This window comes from Microvirga soli, assembly GCF_016734765.1.
GTDB lineage: Bacteria > Pseudomonadota > Alphaproteobacteria > Rhizobiales > Beijerinckiaceae > Microvirga > Microvirga soli.
The window spans coordinates 199,546-226,049 of the sequence record NZ_JAERQE010000003.1 but is presented as its reverse complement, the minus strand read 5'-3'; the positions used below and the strand labels follow the sequence as shown (position 1 = coordinate 226,049).

Sequence of the window (26,504 nt, the reverse complement as noted above, 5' to 3'; positions counted from 1 at the left end):
TCGAGGTTCGCACCTAACCATAGTTTCCCCAGCGGCAAAACCCCAGCCGGGCGATTTTAGGTTGATTGTTGCCGAATGACGTCAGCACAAGGAAAGGCTTAACGACAATATCCACAACGGCAATCACGTATCATGGCATCAAGCTGAAGATCTGCTGTGAAACGCTTGCCAAAAACTGCCGAAATATTGCCACCTTTCCGTCACTTTCTCTGACGGACGCCCGACCGTACGGTCGCTGATCTTGCTCGTGCCCCATTGTTTCACATGAAACAACGACACCTTAACCAAGTTGCCGGCACTGCTAGTCACCACCAAGCTGATGCGTCGGACACAGCAATCGCTCAGTCGAAGCTCTCGCCAGCCTTCCTGCACCTGCAGTCTATGCAGCAGGATGAACCTCGTCGGGATGAGGAGGCTCCACCACCCGGCGATAGAGATGCCAAGTTGCATGTCCCAGGACCGGCATGACGATGGCCAGACCCACGAAGAGCGGGATCGAACCGACAAGGAGCGCTGCCGCCACGATCAGACCCCACAGAGCCATGGTGAACGGGTTCATCGCTACCGCTTTGATGGACGTGTACACGGCGACAGCCACACCTACATCACGATCAAGAAGGAGCGGGAACGAGATGGCGCTGATGCTCAAAACCGCAACGGCGAAGCAGAAGCCGAGAATGTTACCGATCACGATCAGCCTCATGCCATCCGCAGTTCCGAGCACCTGATTGAAGAACTGGGAGTAGGATGCAGGCACCTCATAGCCGAAGATGGACTGGTACAGCGTGCGTGCCGATGTCAGCCATAGGAGGAAGATTACGAGCAGCAGCACGCCGAGAGCCGCGATCGATGGGATCGACGGTGACTGGAGAACATTGAAGGCATCCTGCCAAGTGGTGGTCAGACCGAGTTCTCGCCGTCTGCTGATTTCGTAAAGGCCGATCGCCGCGAAGGGACCCACCAGAGCAAAGCCTGAAGCCAGCGGGTAGAGCAGCGGCAATGCGTTGTTGCTGAACGTCAGAGCCGCAAGGCACACCCCAATAATAGGATAGATCAGCCCGATGAAGACCAAGTGGGAGGGCATAGCCCAAAAATCATCGAACCCTTTCGCCAGCGCCTCCTTCAGATCGGCGGGTGTGATCTTCCTGACGATTGGATGAACCGGGACATCGCTTGCTCCGGCAACAACGTGGAACTGGGCCATAAGCGTTCCTCCAGGGCTGAACCTTGGCAGCTGAGATCTTGGCCCGCATGGCGATGCGACGGTCACGCGTAGCCGTAACCTATGCAACAATTATACGCTCGAATAAGGAGGATGTCGCCCTTAGCTTGATTTTCAAGCGGCAACACGGTTTCAATCACCCCTTGCAACTCCGCCTGCCCCCGTGCTTGGCTTTGCAGAGCTAGCCGTTGGCGTTTGATGCACCACGGCCGATCCTGAACCGCTAGGATGACGAGGCACTCCATTGGCAGATTGGAACGCTGGGCAATACCTGAAATTCGAAGATCAACGGACGCGACCTGCGAGCGACCTCATCGGGCGTATTCCTCTGGCGGAGATCCGCAGCGCCGTCGATATCGGGTGCGGCCCGGGAAACAGCACGGAGCTGATCGTCGACCGCTATCCGGGTGCACGCGTGCTCGGTCTCGACAACTCGCCCGACATGCTCGCCAAGGCGCGGATGCGATTGCCGGAGGTCACTTTCGAGGAGATGGACATCGCCGCGTGGAACCCGGGTGAGCGCTACGATCTGATCTTCGCCAATGCCGTCCTGCAATGGCTGCCGGACCACCCGCGCCTGCTCGCACGACTCGCCACTTGCTTGGAAACAGGGGGATGTCTTGCTGTCCAGATGCCCAACAACCTGCAGGAGCCCTCTCACAGGCTCATGCAGAAGGTTGCGCAGGAGGGGCCTTGGGCGGACAAACTGGCTGCTGCATCCCAGGCCCGTGAGGAGATCGGATCATTCGAGGATTATCATTCCTGGCTTCTTCAGGCCGGATGCTCGGCGGATCTCTGGCAAACGACCTATGTTCACACTCTCGCGGATGCGGGAGCCATCGTCGAGTGGTTCAAAAGCACAGGATTGAAGCCCTATCTCGATCCTCTCTCTCCTGAGGAACAATCCGCGTATCTGGAGCGGTATCGCGAAGAGATCGAGAAGGCCTATCCGGCGCAAGCGGATGACAAGGTTCTCCTGCGCTTTCCACGCCTGTTCTTCGTCGCACTAAGGCAGTGAGGACCGGCACATGTTCCAAAGAGTGCTATCCGGCACATCGCTGGCTCCCTCATCTCAGCCATAGTATGAATATAGGCATCTTTGGTCCGTTCAGGACAACAGTCAGTTCTTTGGCAACGGAGAAATATCATGGCGTGGAGACGGGCTAGTCACCGGGCAGTTTTCCCTGCTGCGACGCGGCTCGTCCTGCTGTGCACTCTGTTGCATCCGCTCATGAGCGGGACTGCACTGGCTCAAGGGATCGGCTGCGTGCTCCAAACGGCAGCAGGGTCGCAGCGGCAGATCCTGCGTTGCCGGGACGGCCTTACCGTCGAGGCCGAGGTGGGAGCCACTTACAACCTCGTGGACCAGGACCGGGACACCCGGCCCGACGCGGTGAATCTGCAGGGCCGTGCCATCTTCATCGATTCGCCGCCACAATCCGCCCGGCGGGGCTTCCAGATCATGACGCCTCAGGCCATCGCTGCGGTAAGGGGCACACAATGGGCCGTCGACGTGAGCGGCGCCAGGACGTCCGTCTTCGTGGTGACAGGTCAGGTCGCTGTACGGCGCGTCTCGGGCAACACCCGAAGCGTCAGCCTTGGGCCTGGAGAAGGTGTCGATGTAGAGGCCGGCACGTCTCCCCTCGTGGTCCGACGCTGGCCTGCGCCTCGTGCAGCCGCCCTCCTCGCCCGCCTCGGGCGTTAGATCTTCATGGGCAGGCGATTTGCCATTCCGCTGATCGCCGCAGCCCTTGCGGGTCTCTGGGGTACAGGACTGGCCCTGCTGCACTGGCAGGGCAGTTCGTCGCTTCTCGATCGGCTGGAGGCTCCCCTCATCGACCTGCGGTTTCTGCTTCAAGGGCCGCGCCAAGCGCCAGACGAGATCACGATCCTGGCCATCGATGACCGGACCGTGCAGCAGGTCGGCGCCTATCCCCTGCCACGCGCGACGATGGCGCAGCTCGTCTCAAATGTGGGGCGCATGCAGCCGAAAGTCGTTGCGCTCGACATCCTTTTTGTCGATCCAGGCCCAACGGAGGGCGATCTTGCGCTCGCGACAGCGTTGGGCGAGACGCGGAGCGTCCTGGCAGCCGCTGGCCTGTTCGAGCGCAATGCGCAGCACTCTTCCAGTCCCGCCCCGCCAGCATCTGACGACTTCCCGACGGTGCAGAGACTTCTCCTGCCCATCGAGACTCTGGCCCACGTCTCGGCGCTCGGTGTCGTGAACATCGCCACGGACCCATCCGGTGTGCCCCGGCACATTCCGCTTCTGGTTCGCTCAGGTTCTCAGATCATTCCTTCATTCCCGCTGCGCAGCGTCTCCATTGCCACTGCACGCGACCCGGCTCTGCGAGAAGACGAAGTCGCCATTGGCAATGTGACGACGAGCACCGATGGCGGATATACGCTTCCTCTGCGCTTCTATGGCCCGGCCGGCACCATTCGCACAATCAGCGCGAGCGATGTCTTGAATGGCCAGGCCGGGGAAGATGCGTTCCGAGACCGGATCGTGGTGATCGGCGCGACCGTCACGGGAGGGGGCGACGCCTTTCCGACACCTTTCGATCCGATATTGCCGGGTGTCGAGGTTCTGGCGACGGCCATGGCGCATCTCATGCAAGGCGACGGATTGGTGCACGACAGCAATGTGCGTCTTGTCGGCGGCTCCGTGGCCATCGTGCTGCCGATCATGTTCGTCCTACTCCTCGCCTGGCATCGCAGCGTCTGGGGCTTTGCCATCATTACCGTCGTCATAACTGCATGGATCGGGGTGACCTTCGCGGCCTTCACCCAAGGCATCTGGCTCAGCGCCAGCCTGCCGCTTCTGGCAGCTCTGCCCCCTGCGATGCTCTTCGGAGCAGCGGAGCTCTGGCTCGACAGGCGTCGTGCAGACCGGCTCAGCCTGCAGAGCAGGACCCTGCGCCGCTTTCAGCCCCCGAGTCTCACCAAGCGGCTGGCTGAGGATCCGGCCTTCCTCATGAAGCCGGTGCGCCAGAAGGCAGCGGTGATCTTCATCGATCTGTCGGGCTTTACGGGTCTCAGCGAGCTGCTGCCCCTCGACGAAACCCGCGAGATGCTGCGTGGCTTTCATGCCCTCGTGGATCAGGAGGCGGTGCGTCATCAGGGCATTGTCGCCAGCTTCATGGGAGATGGCGCAATGATCCTGTTCGGCCTGCCGGATTCCTCGCCTGAGGATGCCTGTCATGCCGTGGAGGCCTGTGTTGGCCTCTGCTGGCAGACGGAAACCTGGATGACGCAATTGCCCGAGGCAATCGCATCGCAGCTCGGTTTCAAGATCGGCGCCCATTTCGGGGAAATCATCGCATCCCGGCTCGGCGGAGACAGCCATCAGCACATCACGGCCATCGGCGATACGGTCAATGTGGCGAGCCGCTTGATGGAAGTTGCCGCCTCGCACGAGGCCGATGTAGCTTTCAGCGACGACCTGCACCGCGCAGCAGGCGCGGCTTGTTCGGTTTTCGAATCCGGTCTCCTGGAAGGAACGTTTGCGGCGGCCATCCGGGGTCGGACCGGTTCCATTCCGATCTGGCTCTGGCGTAGGGCTCGCGCCGTTGCCCACACGCGTTCAGGCTCCGGTGAACGCCACCGGAGCCCGTTCTGATTGTCGAACGCTGCTGGTCAGAGCTGTTCGGGGGAAGGCATGCCCGATCCGAACCAATTCTTCTGCATTAGGGACTTGGCTTCCTCAATTGTTGCTTGATCGCCTTGCGCCTCAGCGGCACGGAGCAGCCCCGCAGCGGCCCAGCCGTTGTTAGGCGAGCGCTGCAGCGCTTCGCGGAACGCCATGGCTGCCTCGGCGGGCTTGCCCTGCGCCATCAACGCCGCCCCAAGAGACTGATGCACCGGATAATACCAGTAAGGCGGCTCCATATAAGGCAGCCGGTCCTGAACGCTCGCCGCGTCTGCGAACAGGGCCGCGGCCCGCGCCTGATCTCCGGAATGCTGCGCAATCCTCGCGTCGATCTCACGAACCGCGATGGACAGCACATCCGGACCCGGCACGCCGGCATCGGGCAGAGCGGTTATTTCAGGCCTTTGTGCCAAAGCCTCTATGGCGGCAGCTTCCGCCCGGGCCTCGTCGGCCCGTCCAAGACGCGCCTGAGCGATACCGCGTGCATAGTGCCACGCGGCTTTGACAAACGGAAAGTCACCCTTAGGCGCCGGCAGAGCGAGCACATCCTCAGGCTTCGAGAAGACCGCATGAACGTTGTAGGGCGCGGCCATGATCGGCTGCGTCCACGGCACCTCGCGCTGGGCACGCTCGGAAACGATACTGGAGAGTTTCTTTGCAGCCTCCACGGCTGTACCCCCATCACCGCCGGTCAGGGCCGAGACCATCAGGAAATGAACATTGTGCGCATAGTACGCCTCCGAATAGAGAAGGCTCGCACCGCCCTGGTTGACGATCGCCTCGTCAGCCGCGGCCGCACGCACATTCGCATCAAGGCTCTCGCGCCAGCGTCCGAGCCGATACCAGATGTGGCTCGGCATATGCACCAGGTGCCCCGCGCCGGGCATCAGGCTCTCAAGGCGAGCCGCATGGGGAGAGGCCCGTTCCGGGTGGTCGGACGCCTCCACGGTGTGAATGTAGAGATGGACGGCGCCAGGATGGTCCGGTTTGGCTTGTATCGGGCTCGATGGCGCCGTTCCGAGCACACCTTCCAGCAGAGCGACGATCTTGTCCGTCTTACCCTTCGGGGTCTTGCCGCCATCGCCCCAATAATCCCATGGCGTTAGATTCATGAGAGCATCTGCTGTCAGCACTGCTACATGCGGATCGCTCGGGAAGCGTGCCTGCACTGCCTCCATGGCATCGGCATACGCTTGATCGAGAGCCTTGCGGTCGGCATTGGGATCAGCCGAGTGCCTCTTGGCGAGAGCCTCTAGAAGTGCAACCTGCATATCCCCACTGGAGGAAGCGAGGCCTCGGGCCTTTTCAAGCACGACAAGAGCGCGCGCATTGGCATCCGGATCCATCGGGTAGTTGATATGCGGGCCGAGCACCCAGGCCTCGCCCCACAGGCACATGGCGCAACTTGGATCGAGCTCCTGTGCCGCACGGAAGGCACGCGCCGCTTCCGCATGATTGAAGCCCCAACCCAGACGGTAGCCCTGATTGAAGTAGGCCTGAGCCTCTCCGCTTGGATCCTTGGTCACTGGCCATGAGAGGGTCCCGAGATTGTCGCGCAGCGGAGACTTGACGTCAGACGTGGGGGCAGCAGCACCGCGCGGCAGATCGCGGCTGTAGGTGCCGAGCTCCGTACGCTTCGGCTGCACGTCCTTGGCTTGCGGCTGCAGTTGCGCGACCGACATATGATGGCCGGAGCCGTGATGATCTGGCTTCTGCAATGCATGCAGCATGCGAACCCGCGGGCTATCATGGCTGCCGAGAGGACATGCAGAGGCGGCACTTCCTGCTAGCAGGGCCAGAGCAGCCGTTGCAGCAAGCAGACCAGGCTGCGAGGAGCGTGCACGATGGTGAGCGTTGAAGGTCGTCATGAACAGATCCTCCTGCCTTAGAGCGAGGCGGAGAATAGTGAAGAACTTTCATGACGTCGGTGCTCAGCGGCACACGGAGATGATTTGAATTCTGTCCTTCCTAGAGAAGCAATCGTTACAACATCAACTATCGGGAGCACCTCCTGGCAGAGTTCATCCTGCCAGAAGGCGTCAGAAGAACGGTTGCTCAGGCGCTGCTCTGGGCGGCTGAGTGTATGATGCGATCAGAGCGCCTTCTCTTGCGCCTCATACGCTTCATCAAAGCGATGGACGCGACCATCGTGCGTTCGAGTTCAGCCAGAACATTGTTGGTGTCCGGTGAGAGAGTGTGGTTCTTTCGTTCCAGTTTCATCGGCAGCTTGTTCCGCGTTTCCCTTGTACCGCAGGCACATGATGTCAGCGCCTGTGGAACAAGCAAAGCGTTGCAGTGCGGCTGCAATGTGGCAGCCCCTCACAAGGGAATTAACAGCAACGATATAGCTAGCAAGAAAGCAGATCAAAGAACATGGTTCATCACGCGAAAACGCTGCCGCCGGAACTTTAAGTCCCGGCGACTTCGACAGCTACCGTTTGATCTCACCTCTGGTTTGGGTTGAAGTGTTTTTTGAGTTTGTGGCCGTAGGAGGCGTAATCCTTCTGCAGGGACTCCGTCCCGACTGCGAACGCCGTCACCTTCTGCGGAAAGCGCGTCTCGAACATGAACGCCAGCGTGCCTTCGAGTTTGTGCGGCTTCAGCTCCACATTGCTTGCCTTCTCGAATGCATCCATGTCCGGCCCGTGCGGCAGCATGGTGTTGTGCAGCGACATGCCGCCCGGCACGAAGCCGCCGCCGGTCTTGGCATCGTAGACACCATAGATCAGCCCCATGAACTCGCTCATCACGTTCATGTGGTACCACGGCGGCCGGAACGTGTTCTCGGCTACCAGCCAGCGCTCGGGGAAGATCACGAAGTCGATGTTGGCGGTGCCGGGCGTTTCGGACGGCGAGGTCAGCACCGTGAAGATCGACGGATCAGCATGATCATAGAGGATCGGCCCCACCGGCGAGTAGCGGCGCAGGTCGTACTTGTAGGGCGCGTAGTTGCCGTGCCAGGCCACCACGTCGAGGGGCGAGTGGTCCATGTCGGCCACCCAGAGCGAACCGCCCCATTTCACGTACATCCTTGAGGGCGCATCCCGCTCCTCATAGGCCGCAACCGGCGTGAGGAAGTCGCGCGGATTGGCCAGGCAGTTGGCGCCGATCGGCCCGCGCTCCGGCAGGGTGAAAGCGCCGCCGTAGTTCTCGCACAGGTAGCCGCGCGCCGGCCCACCCTGCAACTCCACCCGGATCTTCACCCCACGCGGGATCACCGCAATCTCACCCGGCTCGATGTCGATGATGCCGAACTCGGTCCAGAGCCGAAGCGAGCCCTGCTGCGGCACGAACAGCAGCTCGCCGTCGGCATTGTAGAAGTACTCGTGCTCCATCGAGCGGGTGATGAGATACACATGCGCGCCCATGCCCGCCTGCGAGCCGGCATCCCCCGCCGTGGTGATGGTGCGGATGCCCTCCAGGAACGAGACAGGTTCGCTGGGCAGCGGGATCGGGTCCCAGCGCATGGGGGCGATCGGCACCTCGACCTCGGCCGCTGGAGCGGTGCGCCACAGGCCGATCTCGGCCTTCCGGAACTGACCCCAATGGGAGACGGTGGGGCGGATGCGGTAGAGCCAGGTGCGCTCGTTGGTGGTGCGCGGTGCCGTGAAGGGCGAGCCGGAGAGCTGCTCGGCATAGAGCCCGTAGGAGCATTTCTGGGGCGAGTTGCGCCCGATGGGCAGGGCGCCGGGCAGCGCTTCGGTCTCGAAGCCGTTGCCGAAGCCGGACATGTAGCCGGGCCGGATGGCACTCTCGATCGTCTCGGGCGCCTGAGGCAGGGACGGGTTCTGGACATTCATGGGCGGGACCTCCACAATTGGTCACAATTGTAACTATTTATTTTGTAACCAACAACCCGATGGCCAAACTCGAGCTCGAAGCCTTTCTGCCCTACCGGCTCAACCGGATCGCGGCCGCGATCTCCCAGGATTTCCGCGCCGTCTATGGACCTCACCACGACCTGACGATCCCGGAATGGCGGGTGCTGGCGACGCTCGGGCAGTTCGAGGCCATGAGCGCCAAGGACATCGGCCGGCACTCAGCCATGCACAAAACCAAGGTCAGCCGGGCCGTGCAGGCGCTGGAGGAGCGGCGCTGGCTCAGGCGCCGCGCGAGCGAGGAAGACCGGCGCGAGGAGATCCTGACGCTCACGGCCCAAGGCCAGAAGGCCTACCGGCAGATCGTCCCCAAGGCACTCGCCTTCGAAAGACAAATCCTGGACCAACTCGGGCCAGAAGCTAAGCCATTGCTGGAGGGACTTACCCGCCTTGAGGAGATTGCAGCAAGGGCTAAGGACGAGCAGTCATAATCTTTAGCCGGATGATCAGACGGCAGGCCTTTTCTCTATCGGAAACTCTCCACCTGAATGCGCGCCGCAGGACATATGGGAATATCAGCTCTGGGCGGATTGTTCTCCTGCCACTCTCAATAGTGATGAAGTTGCTTCTCGTGCACGGGACCCAAACTAGGCGCAACCGCATCACTTTAGCGGTACCCAGAGCCAATTCGGGCTGCGCCCGGTTGAATTAGCTGCCGAGAACCACATGACCCGAACAAGGATGGAGGCATGTGTCATGGCCGAAGCACGGGTTGGCGTGAAGGTCTCCGACGACCGGCAGACGGTGACAATCGAGATCGGCTCAACGGCAGGGCTGTCTCACCCGGTCGCGCTTGACCTTAACCAGCTGACGAATCTGATCCGGCTGCTCGGCCAAGCAAGGTCCCGCATGGTCGAGGGCTCGCAGAAGCGTCCGCTCGATGGGATGACGGTAGAAACCGTGATCGAGCCACCTTGGTATGTACAGGTAGCAGGCATTGATGGCTCGCTGCTCGCGTTCGATCATCCATCCTACGGCCCCCTCGCCTTCGCAATTCCTAGAGAGGACGTGGCCCGGATCGTGCAAACCCTGAGCGAACATCTCGCACTTCCGTCTGGCAAGCCGAAAAAGCCAAGCTAGGGCATACTCGGCAGGTTTCCGTGTCAGAGACCCGATGGCGCTGCTTCCGAAGCTAAACGCGTCTGTGATGCGAGGCGTATGGGAGCGTTGACGGCACCATAGCCTTTATAGCTGCGCCTCTCCACGATTTCGAAGAAGAAGCCACCGGCCAAGGTCTTGGTATAGGCCTGAAAGTACTCGTTCTCCTCCTCGCGATCATAGAGGATATTGGATTGGCGCAGTCGCTCCACATCGTCAGCGGAGAGATCGATCCGCACCTCGAGATCGTCGTAATAGTTCTCTGGAATCGGCAGGAGATCGACGCCGTATTCTTTGAGGCGCTCGATGGTCTTGAAGATGTCATCGGTCGCGAGCGCAATATGTTGAACCCCCGACCCGAAGAGATCATTCAAAAAGCGGGACGACAAAGTGCGCTGGCTCTGCGAGGCGTTAAGGATCAGGCGAAGCGAGCCATCATGGGCTTCGATAGCCTGGCTCTGCACCACGCCCCCTGGATCGATCACCGTCTGAACCGGTGTCTTACGCACATCAAGAAGTGACGCATAGAACAGGAACCAGGTCAGCATCTCCTCGTAGTGCATCGACTGGGAGACATGATCGACCGATCTCAGTCCAGCTCCGGTAAAATCGTCTGCCGGGACAGGATCGAAGTCCACGTCCCAGAGCTGGTCCAGGCCCGACTTGTGATCGACGAAATACAGCAGGCTGCCACCAAGACCTCGGACCGCCGGGATATTGATCTCTCCAGGCCCGACCGGCTGCTGGAAAGGCTGATCCAGAAGTGTAATGGCACGGTCGATTGCCCCTTGGGCATCGTCGACCCGCAATGCCAGCGCGCAGACGGAGGTGCCATGCGTGATGTTGAAGGAGTGGGCGAAGCCCTCCTTGTCGGCATTCACGACGATGTTGATGTCACCCTGCCGCCAGCGCGTCACCGCCTTAGAGCGATGGTGGCCGGCCTTCTGAAATCCGAGCCCGTTCAAAGTCTGCTCAAACCCGGCGGCACTGCGCTCATCGACGGCAAACTCCACGAACTCGATGCCCGAACACGTTGCTTTGGGCGGAAGCACGGGGGGGTCGGGCAGAGCCGCTCCTGTCCGCCGGCGCAATTCGTCGAGCATCACGATCAGGGAGCGTTGTCCGTCGATGGCCACGCTGCGCGCGGAGCCCGCCCGGAAACGGTCATTGAAAATTTCCAGGGACAGAAGGCCATCGAACCCGGTTGCGCCCAGCGCATCCATGAATGCATCGACAGGCAGGTCGCCCTGCCCCGGGAAGCAGCGGTAATGCCGGCTCCAGGACAGATAATCCATGTCAAGCCGCGGCGCGTCGGCCATTTGCACGAGGAAGATCTTCTCGGACGGGATAGAGCGGATCGCCGACAGATCGGTTCCACGGGCCAGCACATGGAAGGAATCGAGCACCAGTCCGACGGCCGGATGGTTTGCACGACGCACAACTTCCCATGAATCACGATAATCGTGAATGTGCCGCCCCCAGGAAAGCGCCTCGAAGGCCACACGCAGGCCGCGCTTGGCCGCACGCTCGCCGAGTTCATGGAAGTCAGCCGCTGCCCGCTCGATTCCGCCAAGTGAATCCGGAGAGACGTTGCTGCACACCATCAGGAGGTCGCAGCCGAGTTCCTGCATGACGTCAAATTTGCGCTCGGCGCGGGCGAACACCTTCGCGCGTTGCGGCTCGGGCATGCCCTCGAAATCTCGGAACGGCTGGAAGGTGATCGTCTCGAGTCCGAGTCCCTCGATCATGCGCCGGGCATCGGCCGGAGTGCCGTTGAATGACAAGAGATCGTTCTCGAAGATCTCTACGCCCTTGAACTGCGCAGCCGCGATGGCTTCGATCTTTTCTGGGAAGGTGCCGCTCAGGCAGACGGTGGCAATGGCAGTGCGCATGCTCGTCGGTCCGTTTCCTCTTGTGTGGTGGGAGTCTGTGCCATGCGGCCCGCTCCCTCTTGTCAGCTGATAGTTCCGGTCGCCAGCGCATGCTCAACGCCGCCGGCCACATGTCGCGTCAGCACCTCGCAGGCGCGCGCGGCATCCCGCGCCAAGGCGCAGTCCAGAAGCTCGGCATGTTCATTGGTAGCGATGTCGCCGCGATAGCTCAGGGCAATCATCTGGTAGCGCAGGTACTTGTCGAAAACCGCCGCATGATTATCGATCAGCAGCTTCGATCCGCAGGCGGAGATGAGCGCTTGGTGGAACTGCCAGTCATAGCGCTTCCATTCCTCAGTGTGGGATCTGTCCCCTTGAGCCATCCGCTCCTCCATCCGTGCGAGCCGATGGTGGGCGGCCACGACACGACCTTCCCATTCCATGTCACCGGCCCGGAACGACTGTTCCAGCGCCCTACCCTCGAGGAGCTGTCGAAGCGCGGCGATCTCCCTCAGATTTGCGATTGAGACAGGTGCCACTTCGAAGCCCTTCTGTCCCTCGGCCACCACGAGGCGCTCGGAGTGAAGGCGGTTCAGGATTTCGCGCAACGTGCTGACGCTCGCGCCGTAATCAGCCTTCAGCCTCTCGAGCTTTAGCTTCATTCCGGGTGGCAGGCGTCCGAATACGATGTCGGACCGGATTTTCTGGTAGGCGCTCTCCCCGACGGTGGAAGGATGTGACATCACCTGAACGTCGTCGTTCATGCCAGCGCTCCGGTCTTCAGCGTGTAGGCCACGCATCCGTTCACATGCTGGGTAAGCACCGCGCAGGCCTTGTCGGCATTGCGCGTCAGGGCGCAATCGAGCAGCGTCCGGTGCTCCTCAGCTGCAATCTCCCCACGGAAGACAATGGCCACCATCTGGTAGCGCAGATACTGATCGAAGACGCCGCCATAGAGATCAAGCAGGGTCTGGGAGCCGCATGCCTCAATGAGAGACTGGTGAAACTCGCGGTCGTAACGCTTCCAGAGTTCTGTCCCCTCCTGGTCTCCGGCCAGCATCCGCCGCTCCATGAAGGCGAGCTTGTGATGGGCGGCTACGACCCGGCTCTCCCATTCGAGGTCGCCTGCCGTGAAGGACAGGGGCAGCGCGTAGGTTTCCAGGAGCAGCCGCATCGCCGCGACATCCTCGAAACCCTCAGGGGAAACGTGAGCAGCCCGGAAGCCTCGCTGCCCTTCGGCGACGACGAGCCCTTCAGACGAAAGGCGGCTGAGGATCTCCCTTAGGGTACTGACGCTTGCTCCATAGGCTTCCGCAAGCCGGTCGAGCCGGAGCCGCAGCCCAGGGGCCAGACGGCCGAATACGATGTCGGCCCGGATCCGGTCGTAGGCACGATCCGCAATGGATGTGGCCATCAATTCGATGCTCATCCGGCCACCACGTTCTCTTGAGCCAGCCTCAATCTAACAATCCTCGGCCATAGCCAGCTAGGCAATCCATCACATATGGCAAAACCTAAAATATCAGATGATTTGAAAAATGCATATTGATTTTAGAAATCTTGGAGAGGATAGTGCCACCAAGACGCAGGCGAATGCGCGGCAACTTGAAGGAGAGGAAACCATGGGATTTGACATCAATCGGCGTGTCCTAATGGCTGCAGGTGCGGCCCTTCTGGCATGGGGCGCGGCTGGGCCGGCTGCCTCACAGGCCCCAACGAACCTGAGATTCTCGGCTGTCTTCTCGGAGCAGGACATCCGGGCGAACATGATGAAGCAGTTCGGCGAGGCGGTGAAAGCGCAGGGCTTCAACCTTCAACCCTATTACGGCGGCACCCTGTTCAAGCAGGGCACCGAGCTCGTCGCGATGCAGCGCGGCAATCTCGAGATGGGCAACATCGCCCCGCAGGACATCTCGAACCAGATTCCGGAATGGTCCATTGTCACCTCCGCCTATCTGTTCCGCGACGCCGACCACCTGAAGAAGGTGTTCGCCAGCGATGTGGGCCAGCAGCTCAAGAAGATGGCCTCGGACAAGCTCGGCATCCACATCCTCGGCCCCACATATTTCGGCGCCCGGCATGTGGGCTTGAAGCCCAACAAGAAGATCAGCAAGCCTGAGGATCTCGCCGGAATAAAACTGCGCATGCCCGGCGGCGACGCCTGGCAGTTCCTCGGTCAATCCCTTGGGGCAAACCCCACCCCAATGGCCTATGCGGAAGTCTATACGGGACTGCAGACGGGCGCGATCGACGGTCAGGACAATCCGCTGCCAAACGTGCAGAACATGAAGTTCTACGAGGTGATGTCGCAGATCGCGCTCACGTCGCATCTCGTCGGCTTCGACGTTCTGGCCGTGTCCAACAAGGTGTGGGACTCGCTCTCGCCGGAGAAGAAAGCAGCCGTCCAGGCAGCCGCCGACAAGGCAATCGAGTGGAGCACACAGGAGCACCTGAAGCAGGAGGCACAGCTCGCGACCTTCTTCAAGGAGAAGGGTCTTGAGGTCTACACTCCTGACCTGAAAGCCTTCCGCGAGTTCGCGCAGAAGAAGTATCTGGCGTCCGACCTGGCAAAGAGCTGGCCGGCCGGCATGGTCGACAAGATCAACGCGATGTAAGGCATAAAAAGCCTCGGCCGCCGGGAGGCTTCGCCCCGGCGGCCTTTCTACAAGACCTTCTCGTGAAGGAAGCGCTTTCATGACCCAATCAACGCGGGCAATCGGCTCGTGGCTTGCCAAGCGCGCGGAGAACATTGCCGCCGCCATGCTGGCCGCAATGTTCGCAGCCTTCCTCCTGCAGATTGCTTTCCGGTATCTTCTGGGGCTCCCGATCGGGTGGACGCACGAGGTTAGTGTCGTTCTGTGGCTCTGGCTCGTTCTGTGGGGCGCTGCCTTCGTGGTTAGCGAGCGTGAGGAAATCCGTTTCGACATCATCTACGGAGCCGTCGGCCCTGGACCTCGCCGCGTGATGGCGCTCATCAGCGCCTTCGCCGTAATTGCACTCTACACCATCTCGCTTCCGGCTGTCGTCGACTACGTCACCTTCATGAAGGTGGAGAAGACAAGCTATCTCAAGATCCGGTTCGACTGGCTGTTTTCGATCTATATCGTCTTCGCGGTTGCCACCATCATCCGCTACATCTGGATTGCATGGCAGGCCATGCGAGGCGTAGCGCCGGATGAATTCGACCCCACCAAAGCGAGCTCCGGCGTATGAACCTGACAAGTCCCTTCTCGCTCTCGCTCGTTGCGATCACCGCCCTGGCCTTTCTCGGCCTCCCGATCGGGCATGCGATGATCGCGGGCTCGATCTTGTACCTGCTTCTCGCAGGACTGGATATGGGAACGGCAGCCGAGCAGCTGCTCAACGGCATGTATTCCAACTACGTCATCCTGTCGGTTCCGCTGTTCATTCTGGCCGCCGAGTTCATGAATATCGGCAGCATGACGGACCGCCTCATGGCGTTCTGCAACGCGCTGGTCGGCCGCTTCCGCGGCGGTTTGGCCCAGGTCAACATCCTGCAGAGCATCATCTTCGCGGGCATGTCCGGCTCGGCCATTGCCGATGCCGCCGGCACGGGCCGCATGATGCAGGCCATGATGACCCGTGACGGCCGCTATCCTGGGAGCTATGCCGCTGCGCTGACGGCCGTGTCGTCCGTGATCGGTCCCATCATTCCACCCTCGATCCCGATGGTGCTCTACGCCCTCGTCTCAGATGCCTCGATCGGCTTTCTCTTCCTGGGCGGCGTCGTTCCAGGCCTGATGATGGCCCTGAGCCAGATGATCATCGTCGCGACAACCGCCCGTCGCAGGAACTTCCCCGTTGAGAAGCCTGTTCCGCTTCGCAAGCTGCCGCGCATTACCTGGGAGGCTTTTCCGTCTCTCATGATGCCCGTCGTCCTACTCGGCGGTATCTACAGTGGCGTGATGACTCCGACGGAAGCCGCAGCTGTCGCGGCCGGTTACGCGCTTATCATCTCGGCAGGGCTTTATCGCAGCGTGAGCTGGCGCGACTTTTACAAAGCGCTTGCCGTCAGCGCTAGGACGACGGCCTCCATCGGTATGCTGATCGCCGGGGCGCTCGTGTTCAACTATGTCATCACCGTCGAAAACATTCCCGAAGGCGTAAAGGCCCTGCTGGCAGGGTGGGACCTGTCTCCTGTCGGTTTCCTGATCTTCGTCAACGTTCTTCTGTTGCTCTTAGGCTGCGTGTTGGAAGGAACGGCGATCTTGCTGATTGTGGTGCCGGTTTTCATCCCGACCGCGCAGGCCCTCGGCATCGACCTCGTGCATTTTGGCGTGGTGGTTGTCGTCAACATCATGATCGGCCTGATCACGCCGCCTTATGGCTTGCTCCTCTTCATCATGGCGAACATCTCGGGCGAGCCCCTGCGTGACATCGTCCGCGACTCCCTGCCCTTCCTGTTCGCCATGATCGTTGCGCTGGCGATCATGACCTTCGTGCCCGAAACCGTGCTCTGGCTGCCGCGCCTCTTCGGCTACCAGGGATGAGCCTTCTCCCTTTCAGAGAACGATTTCAATGAACAAGCCGATTTACATCCTCAACGGGCCAAATCTGAACCGCCTGGGAACCCGTGAGCCGGAGATCTACGGGCGCACGACCCTGGAAGAGGTCGAAGCCTTATGCCGAGATGCTGCCTCCGGATGTCCCATCGTATTCCGGCAGTCGAACCGGGAATACGAGATCATTGAATGGGTGCACGAGGCGATTGACGAAGGCAGCGGCATCATCATCAATCCGGCTGCCTTTACCTTCACGTCCATGGCCATCATGGATGCCTTGAAGATGTTTTCGGGCCCGCTGATCGAGCTGCACATCTCAAACATCCACAAGCGCGAGCCAATCTATCACAAGTCCTATGTCTCCCCAGTGGCGACAGCGGTCGTCGCGGGGCTAGGCACCAATGGATATGCGATTGCGGTGCGGGCGGTCCTCGACATGATAGGTCAGTCGCCTGCGAAAGCCTGACGTCCATGACAAACGATTTCTCACCAAGGCCACAGTCCCGGCCAGATGAAGCTGCAAGGGTTTCGAACTATCCGTCGGTTCTCGTCGGCCTCGTGGGAAATGGCATACAGGCATCTCGAACCCCGAGGCTGCACGAGAAGGAAGGAGCTGAGCAGGGGCTTCGGTATATCTACAAACTTATCGATCTGGAGACGCTCAGCCTTGACGCAGGCGCCCTCCCCGAGATCCTGACTGCAGCCCAGCGCCTCGGCTTTGCAGGCCTCAATATCACCCATCCCTGCAAGCAGGCCGTGATCCCTCTCCTCGACGAACTTTCGCCCGATGCGGCCGCACTCGGCGCCGTCAACACAGTCGTGCTGAAAGATGGCCGCCGCATCGGACATAACACGGATTGGTGGGGCTTCTTTGAGAGCTTCCATCGCGAGCTGCCCGACGTCCGCATCGACCGGGTCGTCCAGTTCGGCGCAGGCGGCGCAGGCGCCGCGGTGGCTCATGCGCTGCTGAGTCTCGGAGCGGGCGAGATCACGCTCGTCGATACGGATCAGGTCCGCGCGCAAGACCTTGCCGCCGGCCTGCGCGAGCGCTTCGGCGAGCACCGTGCAACGGCGGGCGCGGCCACGCTGGACCTCATGGCTGCCGCTGACGGCATAGTCAACACAACCCCGCTCGGGATGGCGAAGTATCCCGGGATGGCAGTTCAAGCCGATCTGCTGCGCCCGGACATGTGGGTCGCGGACATCGTCTATTTCCCGATGGAGACGGAACTGCTGCGCCAGGCGCGGGTACGGGGGTGCCGCACGATGTCCGGCGGCGGCATGGCCGTCTTTCAGGCCGTAGGCGCATTCCGGCTGTTTACGGGCTTCGAGGCTGACGCAGAGCGGATGCTCCGTCACTTCAGCGAGATGTGACACTCTATAACCAGGTGAATTTGTCATCAGAACCATAAAGGTCTCATTTTTGGCTCGGATCAGGATTAGGTTAGCCACGAGTTCCGTATACATCAGGGAACGCCTTGAGAGCCGTTCACGGACTAAAATCCTGTAAGCTCTCCCAGATTCGAAGGAGACCATGATGCGGTTGGACTATGCCGGTCGGCGCGCCACCACCGGCTCGGGCCGGGTTTGGGGGTCCATGATGAAGCTTGCCGGCCTGATTCTGGCGGGAGCTGTCCTTCTGGCCGTCTTCCTCATCGGGCTGTTCGTGGTGCTTCCCATCATGCTGGTCGGCGGCATAGCCCTAGCCTTCTATCTCCGGCGTCGGCTACGCCAGGCGCAACGAAGGCAGCCCAGGAATGGGGTAATCGATGTGGAATATACCGTTATCGAACGCCGCTGAGGGTGAATACGCTGACCGCGGGGGATGACGGCCTGATCTTGAACCCAGGTCCTGCCATCCCCACATTCCGTTTACCGGGGTCCGGGCCCCTCTGGCAGTCTTCCCAGGCTGCGATGTCGGACTCTCTCACCTGAGGAGCATATGGAGTTGCTCCGCATCTGGGAGACGACTGTGACGTCTTACTCTTATACCCCCTCCTTCAATGACACTGCCTTATGTGCGAGCGGAGCACGCGCCAGGCTGGAGACCCTTGCTCGGTTTCTCGACAGCGCCATTCGCGTGCCTGGAACCAACATCCGGTTCGGCGCAGACGCGCTCCTGAACCTGATTCCAGGTGTCGGCACGCTGACCTCGAAGGGGATGTCGGCCTATCTGATCCTGGAAGCGCGCCGCCTTGGCGTACCCATGCCGACGCTCCTGCGCATGATGGGCCATGTGGGTGTCGACTTCGTGATCAGCGCCATTCCGCTCGTGGGTTGGGTCGGTGATGTGTTCTACCGCTCGAACCTGCGCAACATGGACCTTCTCCGCGAGCACCTGGACAAGGCGCATCCGGTGCCCAACCGCTTCCAGTATTAACAACATCGACGCGCGCCGGACAGGCGTTCGCCACCCTGTGACAGTGTCGTTCAGAAAGCATTGACATGAACAACCCAAACACCGCACCCAACTTTCGCAATCTCGCGATTGTGGCCGCGGTCATGGCTATGCTGTCGCTGTTCTACTTCCAGAACACGTCAGCACCCGGCCCCGATCAACTCCCCTACTCGGCCTTTGTGACGGCCGTCGACCAGGGCGAGATCCGCTCTGTCACCATTCAGGGACAAGAGGTGGTTGCCGAACGCTCCACAGGCGAGCGCATCACAACCTATGTCCCGCGAGGCGCCGATCTGATTGCCCAGTTGCAGCAGAAGGGTGTGGTGATCAAGGCCGAGCCACCGCCGCAGCCAAGCCTGCTCAGCAGCCTGCTGCTATCGCTGCTGCCATTTGCACTGATGATCGGTATCGTGGTCTGGATGTCGCGCCGGGCGATGGGCCAGCAGGGCGGCGGCGGAATGCTGTCGATCGGCAAGTCTCGTGCACGTCTGATGAAGCCGGAAATTCCTGTCACGTTTGACGATGTTGCGGGGATTGACGAGGCGAAGGAGGACCTGCAGGAGGTGGTGGAGTTCCTGCGCGATCCGCAGAAGTTCCAGCGCCTCGGCGGCCGCATTCCCCGCGGCGTGCTGCTCGTCGGCCCGCCCGGCACCGGCAAGACCCTCACCGCCCGCGCCGTCGCCGGCGAGGCCAATGTACCGTTCTTCACCATCTCGGGCTCCGACTTCGTCGAGATGTTCGTCGGCGTCGGCGCCTCCCGTGTGCGCGACATGTTCGAGCAGGCGAAGAAGAATGCCCCCTGCATCATCTTCATCGACGAGATCGACGCCGTCGGCCGCCACCGTGGCGCAGGCCTCGGCGGCGGCAACGACGAGCGCGAGCAGACCCTCAACCAGCTGCTGGTGGAGATGGACGGGTTCGAGGCCAACGAGGGCGTGATCATTATTGCTGCCACCAACCGGCCCGACGTGCTCGATCCGGCGCTGCTGCGCCCGGGCCGCTTCGACCGCCAGATCGTGGTGCCCAACCCCGACGTGGTCGGCCGCGAGAAGATCCTGCGCGTGCACGTGCGCAAGGTCCCGCTGGCCCCTGACGTGGACCTGAAGGTGATTGCCCGCGGCACGCCCGGCTTCTCGGGTGCGGATCTGATGAACCTGGTCAACGAGGCGGCGCTCTTGGCGGCGCGACGCGGCAAGCGCATCGTGACCATGAAGGAGTTCGAGGACGCCAAGGACAAGGTGATGATGGGCGCCGAGCGCCGCACGCTGGTGATGACCGACGACGAGAAGCGGCTGACGGCCTACCATGAGGCGGGCCATGCCGTGGTGGCGCTGAACGTGCCGGCCACCGACCCGGTGCACAAGGCCACCATCATCCCGCGCGGGCGGGCGCTGGGCATGGTGATGCAGCTGCCGGAGCGGGACAAGCTGTCCATGAGCTACGAGCAGATGACCTCGCGTCTGGCGATCATGATGGGCGGGCGCATTGCCGAGGAGATGATCTTCGGCAAGGACAAGGTGACGTCGGGCGCCCAGAGCGACATCGAGCAGGCGACGCGTCTTGCCCGTATGATGGTGACCAAGTGGGGCTTCTCGCCCGAGCTTGGCACGGTGGCCTATGGCGAGAACCAGGACGAGGTGTTTCTGGGCATGTCCATGGGGCGCCAGCAGAACATCTCCGAGGCGACGTCGCAGAAGATCGACTCCGAGGTGCGGCGTCTGGTGGAGGACGGGCTGAACGACGCCCGTCGCATTCTGACCGAGAAGCAGCACGAGCTTGAGGCGCTGGCCCGGGGTCTTCTGGAGTACGAGACGCTCTCGGGCGAGGAGATCCGCCACCTGCTCGACGGGCAGCCGCCGGTGCGCGACACCGGGGATGCGGCCACCCCGAGCCGCGGCTCCGCCGTGCCCACAACACGGCCCAACCGACCTAGAGAAAACGACGGGGGGTTCGTCCCGCAGCCTCAGAACTGAGGGATCGCTTTGGAAGGCGCGTGTGTCGAGGATACATGCGCCTTCGCCTTTATGTCTCAGCGCTTCACCGCTTCCGGCGATGGCCCAATCGTCCGTGGATTAAGAGGCCGGTCTGCCTCGTACACCTCCGACGCCCGGTATCTTCACCACGTCCCTGCGACTCTACCAGATGGCGAACATCGCCTCCGCGCTCGTATGGGCCTTCGTGATGCTTGCGCCCGGCACAGGCCTGACCGCCTTCATGAAGTAGCATGTAAAAATCTGATGGGCATCGGGATTAAACCCACCTGCAGCCTCGTACACCTGGCATGAACGACATGAAGCGCACGGATGTTATCAGCATGCTCGCACCCTTGCGGCGCTATGCGAGATCGCTGACGCGCGACGCGACCCAGGCCGAGGACCTGGTTCAAGACACCCTTGTTCGCGCCTATGAGCGGCGCGGCTCTTTCCGCGCAGACGGAAACCTGCGCGGCTGGCTGTTGTCGATTCTGCACAACACCTTCATCGATAACCGCCGTCGTCACATTGCGGAATTTCGCCGCCTGGAGCAGGTCGCCTCCCTCGTTGAAACGACCGCACCACCCGAGCAGGAAAGCCGGGTCAGGCTTCAGCAGGTCCAGACCGCCTTCATGAGCCTGCCCGACGAGCAGAGAGCCGCCCTGCACTTGGTCGCCATCGAGGGCCTGTCCTACCAGGAAGCCGCAAACTCGCTGAAGATTCCTGTCGGTACCCTCATGTCCCGCCTGGGCCGTGCCCGTGCCACGCTGCGGGGCTTTGAAGCCGGCGCTGATGCTGCACAGCCGTCTGAGGCCAAACGCCCCGGATTGCGCATCATAGGAGGACGCGATGTCTGACCCTATCACCGAAGCGGACCTTCTGGCTTACGTAGACGATCAGCTCGACCCTGCCAGGCGGATCGAGGTCGAGGAGCACCTCGCCCATGCTCCGGAGGCGGCCGCACGCGTCATGGCCGACCTGAAGGATCGCGATGCCCTCCGGCTGCTTCACGCTGCCCCATTGGCTCGCCCATCTGAGTCTATGATGCGGTCGGCTGTTCGGCTCGAGCGGGCGCTTGCCCGGCAGGAGTTGGGACTGAAACTTCGCCGGATTGCCGCCGTCGCGGCGCTTATCGGATTTGGCTGGTTTGCCCATGGGCAGGTTGGCCTGGGCGTTACAGACAGCGAGGCATCGCCCAAGCCCCCGGCCTTCGTCGAAGATGCGCTGCACTCGCACGAGACGGGCTTGTTGCGCGCCCGGATGGTCTCGCAGCCCGAGATTGAGGCCTACGATCCCGCCGAGATCCTGGCCGAGACCGGGATACGGCTCCCACCGTTACCTAAGGACTGGCAGGTGCGGGATGCGCAGATCTTTCCGTCGCGCTACGGTCACAGCATCGAGATCGCCATCGATGCCGGAGACCTCGGCCGGGTATCGCTGTTCGCCGCGCAGACACCGGCCTTCAACGTGATCGCTCCGACATCGGCCCGCTTCGAGAAGGCAACGGCCGTATACTGGCAGACGGGCCAACTCGCCTACGCGCTCACCGGCACCGGCAGCGACAGACCTCTCGAACGGGCAGCCCTGCGGCTGTCTCGCGCTCTTCAATAACCTCGACAGGAGAACTTGTGATGAACACACCTTATGCCTGGCAGACCGCAACGGCCCGCCCGAGCGGCGCCCTCTTCGACGAAGGCCTGCGCCAGCACATGCTGCGGGTCTACAACACCATGGGCATCGGCCTGGTGGTGACAGGGCTCGTGGCCTTCTTCGTCGCCTCGACACCGGCCCTCTACGTGCCGATCTTCCAGACGCCGCTCAAGTGGGTCGTGATGCTGGCGCCTCTGGCCTTCATCTTCTTCTTCTCGTTCCGCATGGAGCGGATGACGGCAGCCTCCGCGCGCACGGCCTTCTTCGCCTTCTCGGCGGTGATGGGCCTGTCGCTGGCCTCCGTGTTCCTGGTGTTCACCGGAGCGAGCATCGCCCGTACCTTCTTCATCACGGCTGCCATGTTCGGCGCGACCAGCCTTTACGGCTACACCACTAAGCGCGACCTATCGAAGTTCGGCTCATTCCTGATCATGGGCCTGATCGGCGTGCTCATCGCCTCACTGGTCAACATCTTCCTTGGGTCAAGCCTGCTGCAGTTCGCCATCTCGATCATCGGCGTGCTCGTGTTCACGGGTCTCACGGCCTACGACACGCAGAATATCAAGGAGCAGTATGCCGAGAGCTTCGGTCATGAGACCAACAGTAAGCTGGCCGTTTTTGGCGCACTCTCGCTTTACCTGAACTTCGTCAACATTTTCCAGCTGCTCCTGAGCCTCACCGGACAGCGGGAAGAGTAGCCCTCGCTTATTGCCAGAAAGGATCGATTTTCATGGACCACCAGGACCGTCAGGCCATCGAGCAGCTCTTCGGGAAGATTGCCCAGGTCGAGCGCCAGGCTACGCCCCCGGACGCGCAAGCGGCGGAGTTCATCCGCTCCCAGATCAACCAGCAGCCGAATGCGCCTTACTACATGGCTCAGACCATCGTGGTGCAGGAGCAGGCGCTGAGCGCCGCTCAGGGCCGCATCCAGCAGCTCGAGCAGGACCTCACCAGCCGTCCCGCAGGCGGAGGCGGTTTTCTGTCCAGCCTCTTCGGGGGCGGGCAGCCGCGGCCGCAGCAACAGCCGACCTATCAGCCGCATCAGCAGCCGATGCACGGCATGCCGTCCCACATGGCGCCTGGGATGGGCGGCATGGCCCAGCAGCGCGGAGGCGGTGGCTTTCTGGCAGGGGCAGCCCAGACTGCCATGGGCGTGGCCGGCGGCGTGGTGCTCGGCAACATGATCGCGGGTGCCTTCTCGGGCGGCGATGAGCCGAAGACCGCGGATGCCAGTCAGGCCGAGCCACAGCAGGCAGCCGCCGAGGACTTCGGTGACGCCGGTGGCGACTTCGGCTTCGAGGAAGACATCTGATCTCTGCCCTCAAGCGAGCGGCAAACCTATAAAGACAGGTTTGCCGCTCGCAGCTGGGGCCTACCGGTTTAAGACCTATCCTCTTACAGATAAGCCGCGAGATCTTGAGAGCACCGGCATTGCCGACGTGTTCACGCTATCGTTCAGCGACAGCTCCGAATGACCGAACACCGGCAAATTGACGCGGTTGCATCGCCCGCACTGGACTAGGGTTGTCCCTGCTAAAGTCTAAAGGAATATTACATGGACTTCTCCTGGCTTTCCGATCCGACAGCCCTTGTGGCTCTGGCAACCCTCATCGTGATGGAGGTTGTGCTCGGTATCGACAACCTGATCTTCATCTCGATTCTCACCAATAAGCTGCCTGAGCACCAGCGCTCGAAGGCGCGGCGCATCGGTATCGGGCTGGCGCTGATCCTGCGCCTGGGGCTGCTGGGCACCATCGCCATCATCGTCACACTGACGGAGCCGATCTTCACCGTATTCGCGCATGCTTTCTCATGGCGAGATCTGATCCTGATCGGCGGCGGCCTGTTCCTGGTCTGGAAGGCCACCAAGGAAATCCACCATAGTGTCGATCCGACACCCAGTGACGATGTTTTCGACACCACGAAAGCAACCATGACCTTTGGGTCTGCCATTACCCAGATCCTGCTGCTCGACCTCGTCTTCTCCCTCGACAGCATCATCACGGCCGTTGGCATGACCGACATCGTGATGATCATGGTAATCGCAGTCGTCACGGCCGTGACCGTCATGCTGCTGGCGGCGAACCCTCTTGCCAACTTCCTCCAGAAAAACCCGACCGTCGTGATGCTGGCGCTCGGCTTCCTGATGATGATCGGCATGACGCTGATCGCGGAAGGGTTCGGAGCGCACGTGCCGAAGGGTTACATCTATGCGGCCATGGCGTTTTCAGCCCTGATCGAGGGGCTCAACATGCTCTCCAGGCGGGCCGCCCGGCGCAAGGTTCCTGAATCCTCACGCGAAGCAAAACTTTGAGATCTCACGCGGGGAGGCTGCGCTGGCCGCAGCCTCCCTTCAGACCGATCTTTGGAAGGTACTCTCAAATGGTTCGTCCGAATCGTCCGGCTGTCTCTGTCCTGGCGGGCGCTCTTCTGATGTCCGCGCCCCCTGCCCTGGCTCAGACCAACACTGCTCATCGCAGCACTGATGTGGTCGCTGGAAAGCCACACGGCCTGGGAGTTTATGGCAATGTGCAGAAGGACTGCACGTCAGGGCCGCTGCCCACGGTCCGGGTGGTGACACCACCGAAGCATGGCGAGTTGAATGTGCACAGCGGGAAGCTCAAGGCGGGCCGGATTTCTCGCTGCCCCAAGCTGGAAGCAACAGCCCAGGGAGTGTTCTACAAGCCCAACCCCTCCTACAAGGGAGCCGACGAGGTTAGCTACGAAGTCAAGTCGGCCAGTGGCAAGATAGAGAGGCACGCCGTCAGGATTACAGTGAAAGAGGCAACACCCGCAGATGTCACATCCAACCCGGACGCCGACGCCGAGCTTTGATGCTTCTGCAAACCCGTTTCTCTCTGAAGTGACTGCTCGGCATGATGCAGCTCGCTGCCGATGCAGGCCTTACCTCTTTCACCAGCCGGGGAAGGCGACTCTACTTCGTTCCTCAGGAACAAGCTTTATCCTCTAGGAAGGACTCGAACAGCTGCTCGTGTCCCATCTGACCGCCTTTGAGCATCACGAGCATTCTATCGCGAGATATGTCATCGCTCCGCGCCAAGCTGACGGCTACCCCGTTGCTGATCTGGCTATGATAGCCAAGTCCCCAATAACCAAGATGACCGACGATCCGGCTCGAGGTGTCGCCTCCGGCAATGGCCAATCGTCGAACAGGATGACGCTTGAGAATCTCATCGACGAGATAGGCACTGACCGTTGCAAGATCGGCGCTTGCAGAATGCGGAGCACTGCCTGCCTCGGGAGCAGTCGAGAGCATGACATGCTCGCCTCGGCCCAGCGCCGCCGCGGCTTTTCCGATGATCCTTTCCCGGGCTTCCGAACTCGACAGGATGCTGTCGGGATCAACAGCCAAGCGGGTGTAGGAACGTGCGGCCGCCATCTGCACTCTCGTCGTGGGAGAAAGGCTTCCTACAAAAGCAAGTGCAGGCCCGACTTCAGGCGTTGCCGGAGGGCTCACTTGAACCTCCCGCTCCTCAAAGAAGGCTTGCGCCACGCTGCTAGGTCCCACCACCAGGAGGGATTGCATCCGGCTTTCTGCCCGGAGCAGGTGGCCGAAGGCATCCACATGCTGGGTGTCAAGCGCATCGAGCAGCACCGCGAATGCCGTCTTTGACAAGCGCTGCCATTCGGCGGAAAGGGCTTCCGGATCACTCGCTAGAAGGGGCCAGTGGATCGCCTCTATATTCTGCATGCCAAGGGCGATGAGATGTTGCCGCAAATCGGCTTCGGTCATCGGGGTTGCCGGATGCCGGCTCATGGTCGGGTGACGGTCGAGCCGGAAGACGCCTCCATCGGCGCCAAACGACGCGAACAGATTGGAGAAGGCGCAGTAGCGACCGAGTGATGGCTGACCGCCGAGAATGGCAACAGTTTTGTGCGCCACATACTCGCGCAGGATCCTGGATGCCTCGGCGATGTTTCCGAGCGCTGGGGCGCTGTCGAAGGTCGAGCAGCATTTGTAATGCAGGAGGCGAACTCCGAGATGACGGAAGAAGGCGCCGGCGGGTGCGAGCTCCGCTTGCATCTCATCTGGTCCCATTGCACGTGCAGCACCTGCAATGCCTATGGCCTCCAGATCGCCAGCCTGGGCCAGCTGCTGCGGATCCGGTACGCGCAGGAAGAGAAAGGCACGGCAACCACGCCGTGCCAGGGTCGCAAGCGTATCCGTCGCGCCGGTGAAATCGTCACCGTACCAGCCATAGGACGGGGTCATAACAG

At 61.4% G+C, this 26,504-nt stretch carries 26 protein-coding genes; 19 read left to right on the top strand and 7 right to left on the bottom strand.

Annotation, left to right across the window (positions count from 1 at the left end; translation table 11 throughout):
- Nucleotides 1-379 precede the first annotated feature (379 nt).
- Entirely contained in the window at nt 380-1,204 is an 825-nt protein-coding gene (locus tag JKL45_RS04820) for a DUF2189 domain-containing protein (RefSeq protein WP_201859978.1), read from the bottom strand.
- A 262-nt stretch (nt 1,205-1,466) separates the two neighbouring features.
- Between JKL45_RS04820 and tam the strand changes: the two genes are divergently transcribed.
- From tam to JKL45_RS04805, 3 genes are all read left to right on the top strand, one after another.
- Nucleotides 1,467-2,240, top strand: coding sequence for a trans-aconitate 2-methyltransferase (tam, locus tag JKL45_RS04815; RefSeq protein ID WP_201859977.1), 774 nt, complete (start codon nt 1,467-1,469; stop codon nt 2,238-2,240).
- Nucleotides 2,241-2,453: 213 nt separating this feature from the next.
- Nucleotides 2,454-2,927: a FecR domain-containing protein gene (locus JKL45_RS04810; protein ID WP_201859976.1), complete on the top strand. Its 474-nt coding sequence runs from the start codon at nt 2,454-2,456 to the stop codon at nt 2,925-2,927.
- Between the two features lie 6 nt (nt 2,928-2,933).
- Nucleotides 2,934-4,844 carry a CHASE2 domain-containing protein gene (locus tag JKL45_RS04805; RefSeq protein WP_201859975.1) on the top strand — a complete coding sequence of 637 codons (1,911 nt, stop codon included), beginning with the start codon at nt 2,934-2,936 and terminating at the stop codon, nt 4,842-4,844.
- Between the two features lie 17 nt (nt 4,845-4,861).
- Here JKL45_RS04805 and JKL45_RS04800 read toward each other — a convergent pair whose 3' ends face one another.
- Together JKL45_RS04800 and hmgA are read right to left on the bottom strand one after the other, a co-directional pair.
- A complete protein-coding gene (locus tag JKL45_RS04800) occupies nt 4,862-6,742 on the bottom strand; it encodes a tetratricopeptide repeat protein (RefSeq protein WP_246498302.1) in 1,881 nt (626 codons plus the stop codon).
- Between the two features lie 576 nt (nt 6,743-7,318).
- A complete protein-coding gene (hmgA, locus tag JKL45_RS04795; RefSeq protein WP_201859974.1) occupies nt 7,319-8,674 on the bottom strand; it encodes a homogentisate 1,2-dioxygenase in 1,356 nt (451 codons plus the stop codon).
- Nucleotides 8,675-8,733: 59 nt separating this feature from the next.
- Here hmgA and JKL45_RS04790 point away from each other — a divergent pair, with 59 nt between their 5' ends.
- Together JKL45_RS04790 and JKL45_RS04785 are read left to right on the top strand one after the other, a co-directional pair.
- On the top strand, nt 8,734-9,183 hold the full coding sequence (locus tag JKL45_RS04790; RefSeq protein ID WP_201859973.1) for a MarR family winged helix-turn-helix transcriptional regulator: 450 nt from the start codon (nt 8,734-8,736) through the stop codon (nt 9,181-9,183).
- Between the two features lie 265 nt (nt 9,184-9,448).
- Entirely contained in the window at nt 9,449-9,832 is a 384-nt protein-coding gene (locus JKL45_RS04785; RefSeq protein ID WP_201859972.1) for a hypothetical protein, read from the top strand.
- A gap of 23 nt (nt 9,833-9,855) precedes the next feature.
- Here JKL45_RS04785 and JKL45_RS04780 read toward each other — a convergent pair whose 3' ends face one another.
- The 3 genes from JKL45_RS04780 to JKL45_RS04770 form a co-directional block, all read right to left on the bottom strand.
- Nucleotides 9,856-11,742 carry a bifunctional sugar phosphate isomerase/epimerase/4-hydroxyphenylpyruvate dioxygenase family protein gene (locus tag JKL45_RS04780; RefSeq protein WP_201859971.1) on the bottom strand — a complete coding sequence of 629 codons (1,887 nt, stop codon included), beginning with the start codon at nt 11,740-11,742 and terminating at the stop codon, nt 9,856-9,858.
- 62 nt (nt 11,743-11,804) lie between these two features.
- Complete coding sequence (locus tag JKL45_RS04775) at nt 11,805-12,485, bottom strand: GntR family transcriptional regulator (protein ID WP_246498301.1); 681 nt, start codon at nt 12,483-12,485, stop codon at nt 11,805-11,807.
- Nucleotides 12,482-13,150 carry a GntR family transcriptional regulator gene (locus tag JKL45_RS04770; RefSeq protein ID WP_201859970.1) on the bottom strand — a complete coding sequence of 223 codons (669 nt, stop codon included), beginning with the start codon at nt 13,148-13,150 and terminating at the stop codon, nt 12,482-12,484. The genes JKL45_RS04775 and JKL45_RS04770 overlap by 4 nt, the downstream gene beginning before the upstream one ends.
- Nucleotides 13,151-13,343: 193 nt before the next feature.
- Between JKL45_RS04770 and dctP the strand changes: the two genes are divergently transcribed.
- From dctP to JKL45_RS04700, 14 genes are all read left to right on the top strand, one after another.
- Nucleotides 13,344-14,336, top strand: a complete 993-nt coding sequence (dctP, locus tag JKL45_RS04765) for a TRAP transporter substrate-binding protein DctP (protein ID WP_201859969.1) — start codon at nt 13,344-13,346, stop codon at nt 14,334-14,336.
- Between the two features lie 79 nt (nt 14,337-14,415).
- The gene (locus JKL45_RS04760; protein ID WP_201859968.1) at nt 14,416-14,934 is read left to right on the top strand and encodes a TRAP transporter small permease; all 519 of its coding nucleotides are present in this window, start codon (nt 14,416-14,418) and stop codon (nt 14,932-14,934) included.
- A complete protein-coding gene (locus JKL45_RS04755; protein WP_201859967.1) occupies nt 14,931-16,232 on the top strand; it encodes a TRAP transporter large permease in 1,302 nt (433 codons plus the stop codon). Before JKL45_RS04760 ends, JKL45_RS04755 begins: the two co-directional genes overlap by 4 nt.
- Nucleotides 16,233-16,260: 28 nt before the next feature.
- On the top strand, nt 16,261-16,710 hold the full coding sequence (aroQ, locus tag JKL45_RS04750) for a type II 3-dehydroquinate dehydratase (RefSeq protein ID WP_201859966.1): 450 nt from the start codon (nt 16,261-16,263) through the stop codon (nt 16,708-16,710).
- 5 nt (nt 16,711-16,715) lie between these two features.
- Nucleotides 16,716-17,618: a shikimate dehydrogenase gene (locus JKL45_RS04745; protein WP_201859965.1), complete on the top strand. Its 903-nt coding sequence runs from the start codon at nt 16,716-16,718 to the stop codon at nt 17,616-17,618.
- Nucleotides 17,619-17,778: 160 nt separating this feature from the next.
- Complete coding sequence (locus JKL45_RS04740) at nt 17,779-18,045, top strand: hypothetical protein (RefSeq protein ID WP_201859964.1); 267 nt, start codon at nt 17,779-17,781, stop codon at nt 18,043-18,045.
- A 171-nt stretch (nt 18,046-18,216) separates the two neighbouring features.
- Complete coding sequence (locus tag JKL45_RS04735; protein ID WP_201859963.1) at nt 18,217-18,624, top strand: DUF4112 domain-containing protein; 408 nt, start codon at nt 18,217-18,219, stop codon at nt 18,622-18,624.
- Nucleotides 18,625-18,689: 65 nt separating this feature from the next.
- Complete coding sequence (ftsH, locus tag JKL45_RS04730; protein WP_201859962.1) at nt 18,690-20,615, top strand: ATP-dependent zinc metalloprotease FtsH; 1,926 nt, start codon at nt 18,690-18,692, stop codon at nt 20,613-20,615.
- 308 nt (nt 20,616-20,923) lie between these two features.
- Entirely contained in the window at nt 20,924-21,472 is a 549-nt protein-coding gene (locus tag JKL45_RS04725) for a sigma-70 family RNA polymerase sigma factor (protein ID WP_201859961.1), read from the top strand.
- Nucleotides 21,465-22,226: an anti-sigma factor family protein gene (locus JKL45_RS04720; RefSeq protein ID WP_201859960.1), complete on the top strand. Its 762-nt coding sequence runs from the start codon at nt 21,465-21,467 to the stop codon at nt 22,224-22,226. Before JKL45_RS04725 ends, JKL45_RS04720 begins: the two co-directional genes overlap by 8 nt.
- A gap of 20 nt (nt 22,227-22,246) precedes the next feature.
- On the top strand, nt 22,247-22,963 hold the full coding sequence (locus tag JKL45_RS04715; RefSeq protein ID WP_201859959.1) for a Bax inhibitor-1/YccA family protein: 717 nt from the start codon (nt 22,247-22,249) through the stop codon (nt 22,961-22,963).
- 32 nt (nt 22,964-22,995) lie between these two features.
- Nucleotides 22,996-23,577 carry a DUF2076 domain-containing protein gene (locus JKL45_RS04710; protein WP_201859958.1) on the top strand — a complete coding sequence of 194 codons (582 nt, stop codon included), beginning with the start codon at nt 22,996-22,998 and terminating at the stop codon, nt 23,575-23,577.
- Between the two features lie 243 nt (nt 23,578-23,820).
- Nucleotides 23,821-24,579 (top strand): TerC family protein, encoded by a 759-nt coding sequence (locus JKL45_RS04705; protein WP_201859957.1) that lies wholly within the window; start codon nt 23,821-23,823, stop codon nt 24,577-24,579.
- Nucleotides 24,580-24,752: 173 nt separating this feature from the next.
- Nucleotides 24,753-25,100 (top strand): 4-aminobutyrate aminotransferase, encoded by a 348-nt coding sequence (locus JKL45_RS04700; RefSeq protein WP_201859956.1) that lies wholly within the window; start codon nt 24,753-24,755, stop codon nt 25,098-25,100.
- A 112-nt stretch (nt 25,101-25,212) separates the two neighbouring features.
- Here the strand turns inward: JKL45_RS04700 and JKL45_RS04695 are convergent, their stop codons facing one another.
- Nucleotides 25,213-26,499, bottom strand: a complete 1,287-nt coding sequence (locus tag JKL45_RS04695; protein WP_201859955.1) for a four-carbon acid sugar kinase family protein — start codon at nt 26,497-26,499, stop codon at nt 25,213-25,215.
- Between the last annotated feature and the right edge of the window lie 5 nt (nt 26,500-26,504).